Below are 16610 nucleotides of genomic sequence, written 5' to 3' on the forward strand. Positions count from 1 at the left end.
TATACCACGGAAGCTTTTTCGCACTCGCCACAACTTCGGGAAAATGCTTCTTACAATAAAGGCGATCTAAACGGTCCCCGATAAAGTGGACTCGAATTAATTCATCATCAGGAAAGTATTTGCAGCAGTAGTCACAGCTGGGCATTATTCTTTGCCGCCTTTAATTAAAGTCAATGCAGGCTGTTTCGCTTTTTTCAGATGTTCTTCCTGCCGCTTGAAAAATTCCTGAAAAAACTTATCCGGATTCTTCTGGATTTCTTCTCTGGAAGCTCTTTTCATCATTCATTCCCCTCCATGGGAGAAACAGGCTGTTAAGCCTGCTCTTCGTCTCTTCTTGGAATTAATAAAGTCTTACCGTTTTTAAATTTGATTGTTGCTCCTTCATAGGAATAAAACACACTTGAAATTTCTTCAGCTCTTTCGTCCATCATTAATATTTCTTCAAAGGTAAACGAATCGATATGATCACCAAACAGCCCATAACTTTCCGGCAGCAATGCTTCCAAAGCATTATTTAAATGCTCTATCGTATCGTCAAACGCTGTGATGTTTATGCCAACGTCTTCAAGCTCTCTAATAGTTTTATCGAAATCCATAATTGCATTATAAACACTTTCAATAGCATTAAGATTCTTTTCCATTGTTAATTCCCCCAAGTTTATTAGACCAACCTCGACAGCTGGCTTTATGATATTTCCCATTCTCTTTAATCGTCCGTTACCATAATTCTAGCATTCGGCAAGAGGAAACTGGATTCCTCCTCGTTCATCGGGTATGTAGAGAGGCGTTAACCAAACTTTGTCAATTTAAGAACCTCTTGAAAAACATAGGCATTAAACAAGACTTTACACTGATTGCACAAATTTTCTAATTCATCGACTTTCTTAAATTCTCCTACGACTTGCAAAGGCGTTGTTGTCCGGTATCTTAAACAAGCCGTCTCTCGTATATGGATTAATAAAATGGCGCATACCTTCCTTACTAAATTTCACTACTTTAAAACTCACATTTTTATATTTCGATAGATTCCACGGATGACCGGAAAGCGCGACCTCACGAATAGACGGTAAACGATCGTCCTTTATTTGATCAGCATATTTTAATAAATCACTAGATAAGTTACGGAGAAATTCTTTACTTGGAGGATCATGAGATAAAGTGTGAAATTCCATGAGAACCCCATTATCATCACAAGTTAAAAAATAAACGTCGTTGTTATTTAATTTAATATAAGTATCAGGCATTCTAGACCCTCCGTGTTTTCTTGATGTTAGTTATTTGTGCTAGAAAGCCCGTCTTTATCGAATGCTCAAAATAAGCAATCGAATGTTCAGAGTGAGAAAACAAGAAACGGTTGAATCAGCCGTTTCTTACTCCCCCAAGGGGTCAAGGTTTAACCCCATCTGTAATAAACCAGCTTCTAAGCTAGTCTTTTCGGGTTCGGTTCTTTTAATTTCTTCAGCGTTTCTTCAAGTGTTTTCTTCTTTTCCGCTAATACAGCTTCATCATCTGGAGATTTTTCTTTTTCTGGCTTGTCCTCCATATGCTCTTGTTCCATTTCGGTTCTAATTGGTTTCTGTTTACCACTCTTAGCAGGAATATTATTTTGGTTCTCTCTATTCCGTTTAAGCCAATTGTTCATAACAGCCGCAAATTTCTTTGGCTTTTCGTCTCCGTCTATAAGGTTTTGCAGAACATAAATATATTCTCGCTCTTCGTATTGATCTTTAAAGGCATTAAAGTGTAATTCAACATCAATCAATTTAATTTTGTAAATTATTAATCTATCTATCCTATCGACTAATACCTTTTGCAAAGAAACAGGCAAATTAGATTCTACTATTTCCTGATAGATAGATTCTTTTTCTTTTTTCTTTTTAATAGATTCTTTTTCTCTTTTCTTTTTAGTAGGAACTTTTTGTTCCGGTACCACAGGAACTTTTTGTTCCGGAACCATAGGAACTTTTTGTTCCGGAACCGTAGGAACTTTTTGTTCCTGTGGTTCGTCATCCCACTCAATATCGTATTCAACAGGCAATTCTATTTGCTTTTCTCCCTGCAATTTCAAACAAGCATTAATCAACGGTTGCAAACTATAAACCGAATTCCCGAACTTCCCACTAGTTACATTTCTTCTTTTTCCTGTGCGAAGCAATGTCTTTTTCTTTAACGAGTTTACGATTTTACGAATCGCTCTTTCGCTGTTTTCTTCTTTGTATTCTTCTCCGAAATATAATTTTGCTAGTGTTGTCTGACTCGGATAAGGGTCTTTTGTATCGTGCTTGAATGTTGAAAGCAACGCTATAAAAGCATATTCTCCATGAGTCATACCGAGATTTCGATAATTTCTAGTAATGATATTCGGTATAATCGTAAATCCTTCGTCCAAAATTTGACTACCCCAGATCAGCTCTGCATGAGTAGGCTCTGTCTTTTCAGTGTTTTTAGACATAACAAAAAATCCTCCTTAAAATTTGCCTGAACAAATAAGACAAGCAAAGAAAAGAGGATTCACCAGAGAGCCGTTCGGCTATATTAATAATCTCATATACCACATTTTTCATGTAAACCCATGAAAAATAGTTAAATTCATGTTGTACATAAATCTAACATTGGGTATAATAAAATTATCAATTAAAAAATTTAAAGAGCTTTTTAACTTTTAGTCGGGTTTCTTAGCTCTCTGGTGAATCAAGCCTGTTGTAGTTGGAGCTACAGCAGGTTTTTTCTTTGTGTCGAATATTTCAGAATCGAAAATAGATTAGTGTTTGTTAATCATTGTACTATTCGTGAACAATTTGCGCAATATATTTATAAAATGTTTTCTATTTGTGGTCTTTGACAACAAAAGCATTGTTATCTTTGACAACAAATACGCACATATGTACTGTAAAGAATTTTGTAAATATTCTCTCCTTAATGTATAATGGCTTTTGGTAAATTTGTAAATAATCCCCTAGAAATTTGGAATTGTTGTCGAATTCTATAGAAGACCATTAAGGAGGTTCAATCATTGGGAAAACCAGTATCTACAACAATCTACGCAGCCATTTCCTATTCCAGACAGAATCCTGAGACTCATGCGCAAACAATCAATTTGTTGAAAGCGCTTGAACAGGAACTTGGAATTGAAAACCTTTCTAAGATGAGAGAACCAGATCTTATTCTTCATCGTATCAATAAATGCGACAAAAACCCACAACTTTTTGTAAAAGCAGCCAATATTTTTTGATTTTACAAAAGCCCTCCGGTTGGAAGGGCTTTTGATTTATCGATATTGTACACTGATAGAGAACGGTTTCTCCTAAAAAAAAGGAGATTATTGCCCCTATCGTTCTCTTTTAGCCTTGGGCAATTCTATCTGCAACTGCGATTTTCCTTTTCAAAATATAATTAGCAACCAGCAGAATGAACCATAAAACCCCTGTGACGTTCACATACACATCCGCCTTTGAAAGATGGTTCCAATCGACTGTTAACACATGGGTTAGAAGAAACCAGGCAATGGCGATATTAAACCAATCCAATTTTTTGATTCTTTTCATGTTTTTCCGCTCCTTTTATCACCAGCATGAGCCGCCCATTATCAATAATTAATATCCTGCCTTTTTCATTTCCATATCTATATAAATTCTATCGGCTTCCGATGTGCTAATACCAAATTTATTTGAAGCCATCTCTGCGACTTGCGGGTCGTGAATTTCAGGAACATAATTTGCTCCGTAGTTAGTCAATCGATCATATTGACTTTTCATATACTCATAAATATCCTTATCCGAAACATTATTGTCTGAAGATACGGATACTACCTTTTTTTCTTTTTCTATCTTAAATAAATTACCATTCTTAAAAATAGAAAAGTCCTTAGATTCATATATATCAGAGCCACTTTCCAAAGATAAAAATTCCGTAATACATCCAGTGTTATATTTATCTTTTCCGCATTTAAGTTGTCTTATATTCATACTGCTAATATCATTAAAAACATCATATTTCTCTTCATTTGATAAACCTTCAAATTCATCAGTCAAAGTCCCTTTTAACGCAAAGTTATAAGTAACAGGAACAAATTCATACTTATCTTCCTTGCGAACTACATCGACTATTAACAATTCTTTATCTTTTATGTACCTTAATAATCCAGTAGCCTTCAGTTCTTCATAAATTTCTCCCATATATTCTTGTTTAATATCTTCAATATTATCTTTATCTTTATTTAAAAAAACTACAATGGCTCCTGCAACTATACCAATTATGAAGGCAACAGGTAAAAGTATTTTGGAATTAATTTTACTTCTTTTTTTCTTCATGTTATCCCCCTTTTTACCTATACATTACCATAATTTCACAATGTTTAGGGGGTTCAAAACATAAATAATTATGAATATAGTTAAGTTACCGATAGAATCTACCTTCTGGTGTCATGAACTGTTTATACAAACATAACGATGTATAAAAATGCTCTCTTACATTAGCAGCATCCGCTTCTTCCTTCACGATTTCCCCGACATATTCAGGCACATTCGTAAAAAATTGAACGGTTTCGCTATCCTCATAAGAAGGGAAACCCTCATATGGTCCTTCCAGAATTGAGTACGTCACAAGACCGCTGAACGGAATAAAATGTTCCTCACTGTACTCCATCATCTTTTTTTTTAGCGATTTATTGACTTGAACCATTATTTTCTTTGGTTCCGTTTTTTCAGCTGTCTGGAGATCAACGATATTTTCGAAATGTTCCGAAATAATCATCCCAATCAAAACATTCTTTTTAATTACGAAATCTTCTGCCAATTCGTTGATTCGATCCATCATTTCTTCTTTGACTGTTAGCACAAAATGTTTACGTTCCAACGTTATCCGGTTTTCCATATCATCCAGCTCCTTCAGAGAAGGAAGACTATTCAGGATTTTTGTTAGCTCAAACAAGATGACACCGCCTGAAGAAATTCCTAAATTCTCTGCTGCCATGTCGATATTTTGTCTCGCTCTAGTGGACAGTCTGATACTTAATTTGACTGTTTTCCCTCTATTGATTTTTGGCACTCATTTCCCTCCTGCTTTCATCTGTTATGCTCATTTTAGAGCAAACAATGCGCACTGGCTACGCTCCGCATGGGCCAATATTTGTTGCATCACTTTTTATACTCCGATATACTACATAAAGAGTAATAATTAAAATGGGGGCTTCTGTCATTAAGGGACCGTTTTGTTTGACTACGAGGAAAAAAATTCTTACTCTGGGGCTTTGGTGGAATTCCGGATAGGTTTCTGAAGAAACTTCTTTTTTTGAATGTTAAAAGGTCTATGGGAACGGAAGAAAAGAAACGACCAACAATTATTTCGTAAAGGAAAGTGAAGTATGGAAAAGCGCAGAATGAGGAACAAAGAGTCTTACAAATTTTTGTGCGGTCTTTGGAAAGTGGACTTTGAAAATATCGAAAGCCAGGTAATAAACTATTGCGTGATTAGAAGTTCACAGGAGGATATGGGGCTGGCAAAGCACGAAGTTAAGGAACGGCTTAACGAAATTAACAAGAAAATAGAGAAGAATTACATTTGTGGAATAATCGGGTTTTACAACAAAGACAGAGGGATTAATATTCCCCCTCGATCTATTGAAGAAATCACCGTCAATTATGTGCAAAAAAACATAAAGGCGTTTGGGTAATTCAAACTCACTATAATTACCAGTAAATTTACACCTCCTAAAATGTTACAATTTATATGGAGGTTTTTTTATATGTTCATATCACCAATGTTACTGCACAAATCTGATCATCCATTTGATGATGAATCTTATATAACTGAGTTAAAGCTTGATGGGATACGGATAATTTGGACAAAGTTTAATGATAGAGTTCGCATCTACACACGACATAACAATGAGGTAACTTCAGTTTACCGAGAGTTAACTAATTTAGACTTACCTAACGGCACTGTCCTAGATGGCGAAATTGTAGTCTCAGACAAAAATGGGAAACCCGACTTTGAAGCATGTATGGAACGTTTTAAATCAATTAAGGCTCCATACGATATTCAATACTGTATCTTTGATGTGATTCAATATAACGGCGAAAAACTTACTTCTTTACCTCTTCTTAAACGCAAAGAATTATTAGAAGAAATTATTCCTTCTGACCATCCTAACATCGCTACAGTTAAGTGGATTCAAGGTAATGGATGCGCATATTTCGATTTAGTTAAACAGAATGACCTAGAAGGTATAGTGTTGAAGAAGATTAACAACTCGCCATATGAAATCGGTAAACGCAGCCACTCATGGTTAAAGGTAATCAACTATCAGTATGAAAATTGTTATATTACTAATCTACGTAAGGATAAGTTTGGTCTAATACTGTCATTCTTAGACGGTAAACCTGCTGGATTAATGGAGTTTATGCCACCAGATGAACGCAAAAAATTATATTCAATGTGTAAGGTTCATTCAGAAAATGAAAAATTCAAATCCGTTGAACCTATTAAGTGTCGTGTTAAATATAGAAATTTGACTAAGAAAGGCAAATTACGAATACCTTCATTTGTGGAGTGGTTATAAACTCCACTTTTTTATTTACTTCGCAATAATAGTCAAAGCTAAAGTTTAATTTCTTGATCCTCTTTACTACTTGCTCGCCTTAATTCTGTCCTTTGCCGAGTGATCCTGTTTTTTAACATTTCGTTTTCCAACAGTAAGCCATCAAATTTTTTCGCCTTATTTTCTACAAGGTGCAGGCGTTCGTTTAGTTTCTTATTAGTTAAGGACTGTCTCTTAATCTTTTCTCTGTATTTGAATTGATCTTGTTCAATATCAATCACTAATTTTTTTAGTCTTGATACACTGACTGTTTTTTGATTTTTCACGATTTCCTTCAGTTTGTTTATCGGGTTCAATTGTATCCCCCTTTTCCTTTTTATCTGCTGTTCGCGATTTTCCTGTACAGTGTAACTAATCTTTTATTCTCCTTCACAAATTCATCTGTATGGATCTCACTCAATCCATGATACGCATTTAATTCATCCATTAATTCAATCAGCAGCATGTTCCGCTGGCTTTTATTTTCTTTGCTCACAATCAATTCATACTCGTAATAAATCTCCTGAAGCGTTCTCACTTTCCAACTCCCCTAACGTGTGAAGCTCCTTTCCTTTTCATGCGCAAATGTCATTAATCATTCTGACAAGCTTCAAGCATTGGTCTCTTTTTGCTACGGAGATTTCCTTCTTACGCTGCCACTTTTCCAAAGCTGTTCGCCGGACCTCCGAAGGCTTCTGCTTTTGCCAAAATTTCAGGTCCTCGTCAATTTGCCTGATCTGCATTTCTTGTACAAACACAGCCGCATCAATAATGCTCAATGCTCTCTCCAATAATTCATGCATGGCCTTCCTCCTTCACTTCTTCATTGACCTCAAAAAAGAATCCGCATTTCGGACAAGGGTGCTTCGGAATGATCTCGCAATGAAGTTCCTTAATATTACAATCCCTGCAAATGTATTCTACAAACATTGAAAAATTGGGCAGCATTTTATAACCTCCTTACATCTCCATATAGAGCCGATGAACGTCTCCATGATGTTCTGGTTGGACTAATGCTAAAAGCCAATGAAACGCTAAATGTTTGTCTGTAACGGCTACCACTCTGTCATTCAATCTGATAACAAACTCGGTATGGCTTCCATGCTTTCTGTAAAGCTCTACTGTCCCCTCATTAGAGGAAGGGAAATATGTAACATAAGTGTCTGGACTTTGATACGCTCCTGCCATTGGGCATCCTCCTTTTAAGGCTTTCGCAGAGCCTTTTTTGTTGTCAAATGGTGAACTTCTATATATTTATTATACTTCTTTTAGTGGAAAAAGTACATATCTTTGTACACCTTTGGTGAACTTTAAGGACAAAAAAACAGGGCTTTTACACCCTGTTAAAATCACCTCACTAACATTAATCTATTGTTAATCTTAAGATATTATTAATCTTAACCTCCGACCACCATCGACTCCTTTACGACCGTCAGATAAGCCAGCTCATTCAAACTCCTAACCCACTCATTGTGGCTTTTCCTATCCAATCTTGGTGTGGAAGTGCAGACCGGACGTAATGGGCATGTGCCGCAATTTTTCCGGTAATTCTCCTTGCAGATTTCTTTTGCTTCTACCGACAATTCATGAACTGTCATAAGGCTTTCGTCTCCTTAACATTTGGTGGGTATTCGCAGTACCCTTGGGATTGATACTCCCAACCTCCCTCGATTGAGAGGGAACGCTCTCGGCTAAATGGGCTTTCTTAACATTACATTAATGTTACCTTAATATTAAGGTGACCGAGTCCACTAATTCATTTTACAACTGAAGCGCCTACCCCATGCAATCCGCCAGAAACTTTATATCCGCCGCCGCCAAATTTCCCTCCGGCGTGGAGAACTGTCATGATGACTTCAACGGCCGGCTAATTCATTTCCTTCATTGTCTTCCTTATTATAATCGGATGCGTAATTTCAAAATATCTTTCAACATCCTTATCCTTAATCGCCTGAGCGATCTCCAACTTCACGCTGTCCGGTTGATCTCCAAACATTTCTACGAAAAATCCTTTCATCTGAACCGCTTCCTCATGCTCCTTGATTGCTTGCCATTTGCTATTGAAATCTAATACTTTTCCCATTATGAAAACCTCCTTTGAACTTTTGCCAAATACATATTCTTTTCAGAACTCCAAATCTTTTCGACAAACGCCCAGCCTTCAGCTAAATGCTTTTTCACTTCAGGATTCTTTACGGTCATGGCCTTTTCAATCCACTTTATTTCCATTTCACCGTCCACGGCGTTTTCTTCTTCTGGAACAGATTCCTCTATAACATCCTTCTTGAAAATCATGTGCTTAATAAAAGCAACCGAACCAAACGTCTTCTGAAATTTTTCAGTCTCCACGAACACCTGACGGATGCAATCAATTCCTTTAGCGTTCTTTGCTTTTACTACTTCCTGAACCTTTCCGGATATGAATTCTAGGTGTTTTGCTTTGCCGGCTGAGTACCAAAAATACACGTTTCACCTTTCTTAAATTCATCAAATTTATACCCGTTGCTGTAGCCTTCAACCGCTTTGCTGTACTTCTCAAACGTGTTCATATTAACCTCTCCTTAATGTTATATTAATGTTAAGGTAAGGGCGATATATTAACCTTTTCTTAACCTTAACTTAATGTTATTTGGTATTTTTTATTAACTTCATAATAACATAGATACCTACGTTTGTACACTAAAAGTGAACATCTATTTATAATAAATTACACAAAGAGAATACGCGATTAATATCCATTTTTTGAATTCTTTGTCGAAAATGTTTACTTTGTAAACGCCAGTGTTATAATAAAACCAGTAGAGTTTAATGAAGTAGTTTGTAATCTGGTGACATTTCGTGAGCGATCTCTAGTTCTTAAATGCGTACTGGAGGGATAACGATGTCTATTTCTAGATCACAGTGCGCTATTGCTAAAGCAAGAACGTAGCTGTCGAGAAATCAATGATTACACTCAAAGAATTGTTCGGGAAAGGTTCTGATAAAGAACCTGATTTGTAGCGACCTGGTCAGTTGCTGCAAACGAAAAGGGAGACGCCAATTGGCATCTCCCTTTTTCGTGCATTTCAATCCTTATATGTAAATCCCTCAAGGCTTATACCAAAGGCACATTCCCCTCCGGCAAATCATAAGGCCACCAGCTCGTTTGGTCGGACAAGCATAGCGAAGTATAAAATCCTTGAAATCATCCCATACTTAGATTAGGTAACAAACCTTATTTTAGAAAATACCTAAATACTTCTTGCCCATATCGACAACATCACTCGGAGGAATCGTGCCAGTCCATATCCACCACATTACTGTGCCCATAAAGACGACTACCATCATCCAGCACATTCCTCTCATAAAGCTTGAAAGGCCAGTAGAAAGTATCTGAAACCACTTCATCCCATTCGTTAATCCGTTGTCTTGTTGTGTATTCTTAGTTGCTTTTTTGTCTTGCTTTTGGTTGTTCTTTTGTTTCTTAGTAGGGTTTAACTTTTCATTTGTATCTTTTTTCATTTCGAGAAAACCTCCGTCTTTTGTATTTTATAAAACGGAGGGTGGGAGCCTTAACCTTATACTCCTTATTATACCAAGAATGTTCACAGTTGGAGAGCAAACTGAATATATTTAATTTTCAACTGATTCATTATTTGATGATGTCGTATCCATCTGTATTTTTATAAGACTTTTCTGATTCCGCCTGTTCCTGCAAATCAATCTATTAAGTTATGACATCAGTTAGTCCGTTAAAGTTTTTTAAAACATAAAAAATGCAAATTGGATTAATCTCAATTCGCTTTTTCCTAACGGTACCCCTTTTATGAAATTCTTTGTTGTCCTTCAGGTAAATTATAAAAACTAGCAAGATAATCTTCCCAGCTAAACTGCGGTTCAAGTTTGTTCATCTGCTCAATTAAACGATCCCTATCCCATAATTCAATACCCGATTTAACCGCAGCATCAAAGGCAGGCTTCGTAAAATAGGAGTTAGTTATAACCATTCCTATTTTACATTTATTCAGTTTCTTTCCTAAAAAGATTTCTTGAATGGCTGAATTCCCAACTTTGCTTTTTAACCTCTTGCATTGAATAGCGGTCTTTTCCCCTCGAGGGCTAATAGCTAATATATCTACACCACCGTCACCGCTTTTCTTTGTTACTTTTACATTTTTAAACCCAATTTTCCACAATAAATCAGCTACATATTGTTCAAACTTAAATCCATCCATTTTATCTACTTCATCAATTCGCGTTGAATGTATCTTGTACTCCTTGCGTAAGTTATTTTTATACCTTTCTGCCTCTTTCGTATTCTGTTCCTTTTCATAATTCACGACTAATTCGATGCTTTCTTTAGTTGGTTCAGGGTATACTGACGGGGGTCTTTTGTATGTATATAAGCGCACAAAAAAAGTAATTATTGCTAAGATAACTGGAGTCACAAAAAACGCCTGGACAAAAGAAATAGAAAAATAATCACTAATTAAGGCAGCAGGGAAAAGTGACCAAAACAAAGAATAAAAAAATACTTTAATTGGTACTATAACTGTGCTATCGAAGAAATCCTTCCTTACTATCCTCTCGTTCGCTTTCATATATTTTTCTTTATTTTCATTGTAAGTTTGTAAATCTACCTCCAGTTTTTTTTCTTTTGTGCATCCGAGACAGTAAGGTTGGATTCTTCTATCCACAATTTTTTCCGCCATTATCTCATTATGTTTTAAGCATCTATATTTTGACATTTATCATCACCAGCTTTTTTGTTTAAAATATTCCAATCCTAATTTTACCATATATACAACCAAACCTTAACTCTTAAGATATGGAAATGAAATACAAATGAGACTTTCCGCCAGTAACAAAGGCTGGACAAATTGTGCACCTTAATCACTTAAATTATAATTATTAATGTAATAATATAGGACGCTCTCATGAACAGAAGAGCGTCCTATATTTAAATACCAAAGGTTTTTTATTTGATGATGTCGTATCCATCTGAACTTGTATAATAATTCTCTTCTTTCGGATGTCCCTGCTTCTCGATCTCCGCCAACCCTTTTAAAATCCCTTTTATATAAAGTTCTTTGCAAGAGGAATCTATCTGAATATACTCTTCTAATGCTGCTAAAATGATTTTTGCGTTTTCTGCTTTGTTCATAATCTTAATTCACCTGTCCTATCTTCAAATTCAGCAAGTGCAAAACCCCTATTCATTTCCCGCATATCTAATACAGATTTTTTTAATAAATTCATTCCTTCTTCAAAGGGAGCATCTTTAAAACTTTTAATAAATTGATCCATATTTTTTTGAATGATAATAAATTCATGTCCAGATATGGTTTCTAAAAAATCTTCAAATTCTATAGAACCTTCAACGTAGTGCCATTCATCATGACATCCTTTGCAAAGAGGGACTAAGTTTTCATTATCATTTGTACCACCGTCTGCAATAGCCTTTTTATGGTGTAAATGAATTATCTTCGAAGAAAAGCATCTACTACACATTTTAGGCTTGTCTTTAAAATATTTGTTTCTGATTGATTTAAATTCATTTCGTATTTGGTCAATTTTATAAACATCAAAAACCATCATCGTAATCCCCCAAATTTAATAAATGCTTCATTAATCATGTCATCATTAATTCCGATATACCTAAGCGTGATTGACGGCGAAGAATGGTTAAAGATTTCCTGAAGCATAGCAACGTCCTTTGTCTGCTGATAAAAGTGATAACCAAAAGTTTTTCTCAATGAATGACTGCCGATCTCTTCAAGTCCAACCTTTTCCGCAGCAGACCTTAAAATCCGATATGCTTGAATCCTTGTAATTGGTTTTCTTGTTCTCACAGATTTAAAAAGATAATCTTCTAGTTTCATACCAGCAATATACTTCTCAATTTCTTCTTTCAAAACAGGAAGCATCGGAATCCGTCTTTCCTTCCCTGTTTTTGATTCTCTCGCAATGAGAAAATTCTTGTTCTTCACATCTTTCACTTTCAAAGGAAGAATGTCAGAAATTCTAAGACCGGAATTAATCCCGAAAATAAAAAGGAAATAATCCCGATAGGAATTATGCATAAGAACATTTCCTATTTCCTGAATCTTCGCATGATTCCTAATAGGTTGAACTGTTTTCAATTTTAGTCATGCCCCCCAGCATGTTACTTACTATGTAACATATTATCTCCATCTGTTACTAGTATATCAGAGGATGCTTGTCGTATCAACGCTTATCGGCTCTATGTAACAAAACATAGATTTTGTTACTAGTAGTTTCAGATAATTTCGTCTATCCCATTTGGAACAAAAAACATATTGAGATAAAATTCAAATGTTGAGACAATATATTTGATCACAATTTAGGAGGTCCGAAGGTGGCCTTATCAAAATGAATTCAATTGTTATACTAAATAAAAAATAGTGGACCGCAACCACTATCACAAAAAAAGGCGGTGATCAAAATGAAGATTCCGATAGTGAAGCATTCGCACGATCAAGCAAACAAATTACTAGAGCTTGGTTTAATCGGTGGAGCTGAAGTCAGCCGTATTTTAGGAGTAGACTCCAAAGACGTTTCGAGGATGGCGAACAAAGGATATATTCCTGAGCCGCTTGGTTCTATTTCCGGCAGAAGCGTTTGGTGCAGATCCGTTATATTGGCTCATCTGAAAAGTATTGAATTCCTCAAATTTATTGAGGACGAGGGCTTGGAAGCTAAATTTGAAAATTGGTTACCGCAATAAAAAAGAGATCTTCCTTTTTCGGAAGGCCTCTTTTGTGTATAAAATTCTGAATAATGGGGATAACTGATAATGCGAATTTCTTCTATTTTTTGTATATCTCGAATCGGTTGAACGTACCTCATTTTTACCCCCATTTTTTAACAAAAATATGTAACAAGTAACCTCAATATGTTACATTGTAAAGGTAAATTAACAATTTGTAAATCAAAACATAGGCGTACCATGGGTTTGAGGGCAAAATGTAACAGAATACATAAAGTGTTACATTTTCATTCAACCAAAAAAGGTACACCAAAAATGGCATACCCTTAAAAGGTGTCACATATCTTCTGCATTTGGAATAGTCTACATACATCCGGTGTCTAAAGGAAGGAGATTATTAAATGTACCAATATGTTGGATACTATCACCCTTTTACTGCTTATCCATACACTTCTCAAAATATCGTTAGGTATCCGTATTCATACCCGTATGTTTATCAAGCACCTTACATTAATCATCCATTGTATCAAGTTCAGCAACAAAATCGTCGACCCTACGACGTAACAGGATATTGGGATACTAAATTCAGTAATTACGCGGGTACAAATCCCCAAATCCCATTAGTTGTGCATCTGGCTACGATGGCTCTTGATAGGGATCAGGTAACCGGATGGTATTCCCCTGTCTCAGGAACCCAAGGGACCTTAGATGGTAAGTTTTCTGGAGATACATTAAAAGGGACATGGGAAACCTACCCGTTTGTACCACCGTATGGGAAAGGTACGTTTGAATTTACATTTAAATCAGATGGAAAGTCCTTTACAGGACTATGGGGTTACGGAAAAGAAGCACCACATTTACCGTGGAATGGCACTATTAAACCTTAGAGATAATTACAAAAAAAGGGACACCAAAAAGGTAAAAAGCTGGCCAGCTTCCTACATAGCAAAACGACAAAAGCTCCGGGGCTAATTCTGGACACGCCGACGAGCTTAGCTGAAAGATCACTCCTTTCGGCTATTTGTCGTGTCTGTAGAGAGGCCTAGGACAAAATTAGAATTGATTTCGTGGGGGGTTATAGGGGTAAGTTGCTCATACGCAACCTCTAATTTTTCCTATGTTGTTCAACAATCGCGCCCGATTGTTGAATAAACGATTTACTTTTATTTTGAACAAGATACTTTCCCTTCAAGTACAGAGGGGCCGAAATTATTTGTTTTTAAATTTATCGGTCTTACTTTGATTTGGGTTGGTCTCATGATTGGGGAAATTTCATCCCAATTTCCAACCCAATTATTATCTGCATAACGAGTAAGAGAAAATATCCAGCTTACCTCATTAGGAATATATGCTAACACTTGATAACTATCGTAATTTCCGAAAACTGAAGGCTCTGGCATATGTAAGGCCTGAATACCAAGGCTTGTTCTGTGGTCATTAAATTTTCTTTCAATGTTATAAATTATGGCCACACCTTTAGCATTTTTTTGAATATCAACTTTGGGTTCAAGTATTACTGTGCAAGCTGGAAGCTGTTCAGAATGAATTATTGAAGTAGAGGTAGCTAAAACAATTATTAGACTGAGAATAATTTTTTTCATATTAGAAGCTCCCGAATTTGTTTTATTATTAGGATGACTTCCAATAAAATACTTATTCGTATCAATACTTTGTTCAGTTAAATGGGCCGATTTAAGCACATTGCCCATTCAACAACTGTGCGCCCGATTGCTGAAGAACGTTTTAAAAACATTCATACTTCTCTATCTTCCGGAAAATCCATCCCTTAATAAGCAAATTGCCGTCTAATAGGTCTAATTATTGATTAGGTATTTACTTTTTGGTCGGTCCTAATAGGGAGCTTTATTAAACTGAAAATTCAGGTTTCAACTTCACAACACTTATGTAATAATATATATAATTAAAAGCATCGACAGTTGGTTCGTTTCAATAAATTTCAATAATATAAAGTACATTACACCTAATTCTGAGAAGTAACATCTACGTATTCTATTCTAATAATGAATTCTAAAATACAAGGGAGGTAACAATCTATGATTTATCCATGTTCATTAAGAGGTAACAAATTATTTTTATTTTTATGCTTCATTATTACATTGATGCTTTCTGCTTGCACAGTGGAAAAAAGCTCAAAAATACCGGAATTCAAAGAGCAATATTTCGAAGGTAAAAGTAATAATTGGTATGTGATGTTAGAAAGTAAACAGGATAATATAAGAAACTATAGTATTTCATATATTGGAGAAGGAAGTAAGCCACCCACTTTTGAATACGAAATATATGAATCCTCTGATGACATTACTTCAGGAGTAGGGTATCTGGAAACACAAGATGAATTCGATATTGGAATAAACTGTGGAGGTCCGTGTCGTGCCTTACCTAAAAAAATCCCAGTTGTAATCCAATGGGAAGGAAAAAAAGAAGAGATGATGCTAAAAATCAGCTATAAAAAGTGACTTATCCTATTTCTATTTTTCCTACTCAGGGAAGTCCTGTCAAGGAGGACGGAGCGAGGGGTTTGTCGAATAATTAACATTTTTTCCATCTTGCCTATCGGAGATGGTTGTTTCCTCATGCCCTTCTTTTGAGTTTCCTAAAAGTATTTTCGTTATAAATGGTGATCTTTCCTTCTTTAACTATCTTGCCCGTTAAAGTAAATGTCTTCATAAACTTCTCTGTATTGCATAAAATAAATGCCCATATTTGCGTATTAATGTTATTCCACAATCTGGCCCGATTACTGAAAAAGGCACAATTCCTCTTCAAGAATTGCGGCCTTTTGTGGAATAACTTATTCCTAACGTTTTTCATTCGTTTCTTTTTCACTCTCTTTTAAATACCGTTCATATGCTTCTTTCGCCCTATCAATTCCCCCTACTGATATAACTTGTTTATGAATCTCATTTAATAAAACAAATGACCTAAAAATTACTCCAACAATAATTGCACATAAAATATATACACCGATAGGTCCAAAGAAAATTAAAATACCTAAAAGCCCAGCTAATATAATAGACAGTAATAATTTCACAAAAATCACCCTCCCAATTAACATGCTACGTTGTGTAAGTACATGTTTCCAAATCATTTTCACAATTTTTGTACTGATTCCAATATTTTACCATTGAACTTAACTCCTTCTTCAATTAAATGGCCCTTTTCATAAAGAAAGACGCTTTACTTATTTCAGAAAAGCGCCCGATTGTGGAATATATGATTTATTTAATTTAGAATTAACTTCATGCCTTCATGAGTGGAGGTAAAGCCTAATTTTTCATAAAAACGGAAGGCATTTTTACGCTC

General features: G+C 35.6%; 28 protein-coding genes. 6 read left to right on the forward strand and 22 right to left on the reverse strand.

Features of this window, described 5'->3' with window-relative positions:
* Positions 1-144 precede the first annotated feature (144 nt).
* The 4 genes from F7731_RS26645 to F7731_RS23730 form a co-directional block, all read right to left on the reverse strand.
* Positions 145-282, reverse strand: coding sequence for a hypothetical protein (locus F7731_RS26645; protein ID WP_170289793.1), 138 nt, complete (start codon positions 280-282; stop codon positions 145-147).
* Positions 283-311: 29 nt separating this feature from the next.
* On the reverse strand, positions 312-641 hold the full coding sequence (locus F7731_RS23720; protein ID WP_151537268.1) for a hypothetical protein: 330 nt from the start codon (positions 639-641) through the stop codon (positions 312-314).
* Positions 642-884: 243 nt separating this feature from the next.
* Entirely contained in the window at positions 885-1244 is a 360-nt protein-coding gene (locus F7731_RS23725) for a hypothetical protein (RefSeq protein WP_151537269.1), read from the reverse strand.
* Between the two features lie 176 nt (positions 1245-1420).
* A complete protein-coding gene (locus F7731_RS23730) occupies positions 1421-2452 on the reverse strand; it encodes a helix-turn-helix domain-containing protein (protein ID WP_151537270.1) in 1032 nt (343 codons plus the stop codon).
* Between the two features lie 561 nt (positions 2453-3013).
* Here F7731_RS23730 and F7731_RS23735 point away from each other — a divergent pair.
* Positions 3014-3232, forward strand: coding sequence for a Rho termination factor N-terminal domain-containing protein (locus tag F7731_RS23735; RefSeq protein ID WP_151537271.1), 219 nt, complete (start codon positions 3014-3016; stop codon positions 3230-3232).
* A 109-nt stretch (positions 3233-3341) separates the two neighbouring features.
* Here the strand turns inward: F7731_RS23735 and F7731_RS23740 are convergent, their stop codons facing one another.
* From F7731_RS23740 to F7731_RS23750, 3 genes are all read right to left on the reverse strand, one after another.
* The gene (locus tag F7731_RS23740) at positions 3342-3545 is read right to left on the reverse strand and encodes a hypothetical protein (RefSeq protein WP_151537272.1); all 204 of its coding nucleotides are present in this window, start codon (positions 3543-3545) and stop codon (positions 3342-3344) included.
* Positions 3546-3593: 48 nt separating this feature from the next.
* The gene (locus tag F7731_RS23745; protein ID WP_151537273.1) at positions 3594-4310 is read right to left on the reverse strand and encodes a hypothetical protein; all 717 of its coding nucleotides are present in this window, start codon (positions 4308-4310) and stop codon (positions 3594-3596) included.
* 85 nt (positions 4311-4395) lie between these two features.
* Positions 4396-5046 (reverse strand): hypothetical protein, encoded by a 651-nt coding sequence (locus F7731_RS23750; protein ID WP_151537274.1) that lies wholly within the window; start codon positions 5044-5046, stop codon positions 4396-4398.
* Between the two features lie 316 nt (positions 5047-5362).
* On the opposite strand from F7731_RS23750, the gene F7731_RS23755 reads away from it, so the two are divergent.
* Entirely contained in the window at positions 5363-5671 is a 309-nt protein-coding gene (locus tag F7731_RS23755) for a hypothetical protein (protein WP_151537275.1), read from the forward strand.
* Positions 5672-5743: 72 nt separating this feature from the next.
* Positions 5744-6559, forward strand: coding sequence for an ATP-dependent DNA ligase (locus F7731_RS23760; RefSeq protein ID WP_151537276.1), 816 nt, complete (start codon positions 5744-5746; stop codon positions 6557-6559).
* 38 nt (positions 6560-6597) lie between these two features.
* On the opposite strand, the gene F7731_RS23765 is transcribed toward F7731_RS23760, so the two are convergent.
* The 13 genes from F7731_RS23765 to F7731_RS23810 all read right to left on the reverse strand — a co-directional run bounded on the left by F7731_RS23765 (position 6598) and on the right by F7731_RS23810 (position 12699).
* Entirely contained in the window at positions 6598-6894 is a 297-nt protein-coding gene (locus tag F7731_RS23765) for a hypothetical protein (protein ID WP_151537277.1), read from the reverse strand.
* A gap of 20 nt (positions 6895-6914) precedes the next feature.
* A complete protein-coding gene (locus tag F7731_RS23770; RefSeq protein WP_151537278.1) occupies positions 6915-7115 on the reverse strand; it encodes a hypothetical protein in 201 nt (66 codons plus the stop codon).
* A 37-nt stretch (positions 7116-7152) separates the two neighbouring features.
* Entirely contained in the window at positions 7153-7380 is a 228-nt protein-coding gene (locus F7731_RS23775) for a hypothetical protein (protein ID WP_151537279.1), read from the reverse strand.
* On the reverse strand, positions 7373-7525 hold the full coding sequence (locus F7731_RS26650) for a hypothetical protein (protein WP_170289794.1): 153 nt from the start codon (positions 7523-7525) through the stop codon (positions 7373-7375). The genes F7731_RS23775 and F7731_RS26650 overlap by 8 nt, the downstream gene beginning before the upstream one ends.
* A 12-nt stretch (positions 7526-7537) precedes the next feature.
* On the reverse strand, positions 7538-7765 hold the full coding sequence (locus tag F7731_RS23780) for a hypothetical protein (protein WP_151537280.1): 228 nt from the start codon (positions 7763-7765) through the stop codon (positions 7538-7540).
* 679 nt (positions 7766-8444) lie between these two features.
* Positions 8445-8660 (reverse strand): hypothetical protein, encoded by a 216-nt coding sequence (locus F7731_RS26655; protein WP_170289788.1) that lies wholly within the window; start codon positions 8658-8660, stop codon positions 8445-8447.
* Positions 8660-8926: a hypothetical protein gene (locus tag F7731_RS23785; protein ID WP_151537281.1), complete on the reverse strand. Its 267-nt coding sequence runs from the start codon at positions 8924-8926 to the stop codon at positions 8660-8662. The genes F7731_RS26655 and F7731_RS23785 overlap by 1 nt, the downstream gene beginning before the upstream one ends.
* A gap of 77 nt (positions 8927-9003) precedes the next feature.
* The gene (locus F7731_RS27135; protein ID WP_281352605.1) at positions 9004-9126 is read right to left on the reverse strand and encodes a hypothetical protein; all 123 of its coding nucleotides are present in this window, start codon (positions 9124-9126) and stop codon (positions 9004-9006) included.
* Positions 9127-9796: 670 nt separating this feature from the next.
* A complete protein-coding gene (locus tag F7731_RS23790; RefSeq protein WP_151537282.1) occupies positions 9797-10078 on the reverse strand; it encodes a hypothetical protein in 282 nt (93 codons plus the stop codon).
* A gap of 302 nt (positions 10079-10380) precedes the next feature.
* Positions 10381-11304, reverse strand: coding sequence for a restriction endonuclease (locus F7731_RS23795; RefSeq protein WP_151537283.1), 924 nt, complete (start codon positions 11302-11304; stop codon positions 10381-10383).
* A gap of 230 nt (positions 11305-11534) precedes the next feature.
* Positions 11535-11720 (reverse strand): hypothetical protein, encoded by a 186-nt coding sequence (locus F7731_RS23800; RefSeq protein ID WP_151537284.1) that lies wholly within the window; start codon positions 11718-11720, stop codon positions 11535-11537.
* Positions 11717-12154, reverse strand: coding sequence for an HNH endonuclease (locus F7731_RS23805; protein ID WP_151537285.1), 438 nt, complete (start codon positions 12152-12154; stop codon positions 11717-11719). Before F7731_RS23805 ends, F7731_RS23800 begins: the two co-directional genes overlap by 4 nt.
* Positions 12151-12699 (reverse strand): site-specific integrase, encoded by a 549-nt coding sequence (locus tag F7731_RS23810; protein ID WP_151537286.1) that lies wholly within the window; start codon positions 12697-12699, stop codon positions 12151-12153. Before F7731_RS23810 ends, F7731_RS23805 begins: the two co-directional genes overlap by 4 nt.
* Positions 12700-13022: 323 nt before the next feature.
* Between F7731_RS23810 and F7731_RS23815 the strand changes: the two genes are divergently transcribed.
* Positions 13023-13304, forward strand: coding sequence for a hypothetical protein (locus F7731_RS23815; RefSeq protein ID WP_151537287.1), 282 nt, complete (start codon positions 13023-13025; stop codon positions 13302-13304).
* A 383-nt stretch (positions 13305-13687) separates the two neighbouring features.
* Positions 13688-14173, forward strand: coding sequence for a hypothetical protein (locus F7731_RS23820; RefSeq protein WP_151537288.1), 486 nt, complete (start codon positions 13688-13690; stop codon positions 14171-14173).
* A 276-nt stretch (positions 14174-14449) separates the two neighbouring features.
* Here F7731_RS23820 and F7731_RS23825 read toward each other — a convergent pair whose 3' ends face one another.
* On the reverse strand, positions 14450-14887 hold the full coding sequence (locus F7731_RS23825) for a YoqH family protein (RefSeq protein ID WP_151537289.1): 438 nt from the start codon (positions 14885-14887) through the stop codon (positions 14450-14452).
* 453 nt (positions 14888-15340) lie between these two features.
* Between F7731_RS23825 and F7731_RS23830 the strand changes: the two genes are divergently transcribed.
* The gene (locus tag F7731_RS23830; RefSeq protein ID WP_151537290.1) at positions 15341-15763 is read left to right on the forward strand and encodes a hypothetical protein; all 423 of its coding nucleotides are present in this window, start codon (positions 15341-15343) and stop codon (positions 15761-15763) included.
* A 341-nt stretch (positions 15764-16104) separates the two neighbouring features.
* On the opposite strand, the gene F7731_RS23835 is transcribed toward F7731_RS23830, so the two are convergent.
* The gene (locus F7731_RS23835) at positions 16105-16338 is read right to left on the reverse strand and encodes an ATP-dependent Lon protease (protein WP_151537291.1); all 234 of its coding nucleotides are present in this window, start codon (positions 16336-16338) and stop codon (positions 16105-16107) included.
* Positions 16339-16610: the final 272 nt, after the last annotated feature.

Origin of the sequence: Cytobacillus depressus (genome assembly GCF_008923245.1) — a bacterium.
GTDB lineage: Bacteria > Bacillota > Bacilli > Bacillales > Cytobacillaceae > Cytobacillus > Cytobacillus depressus.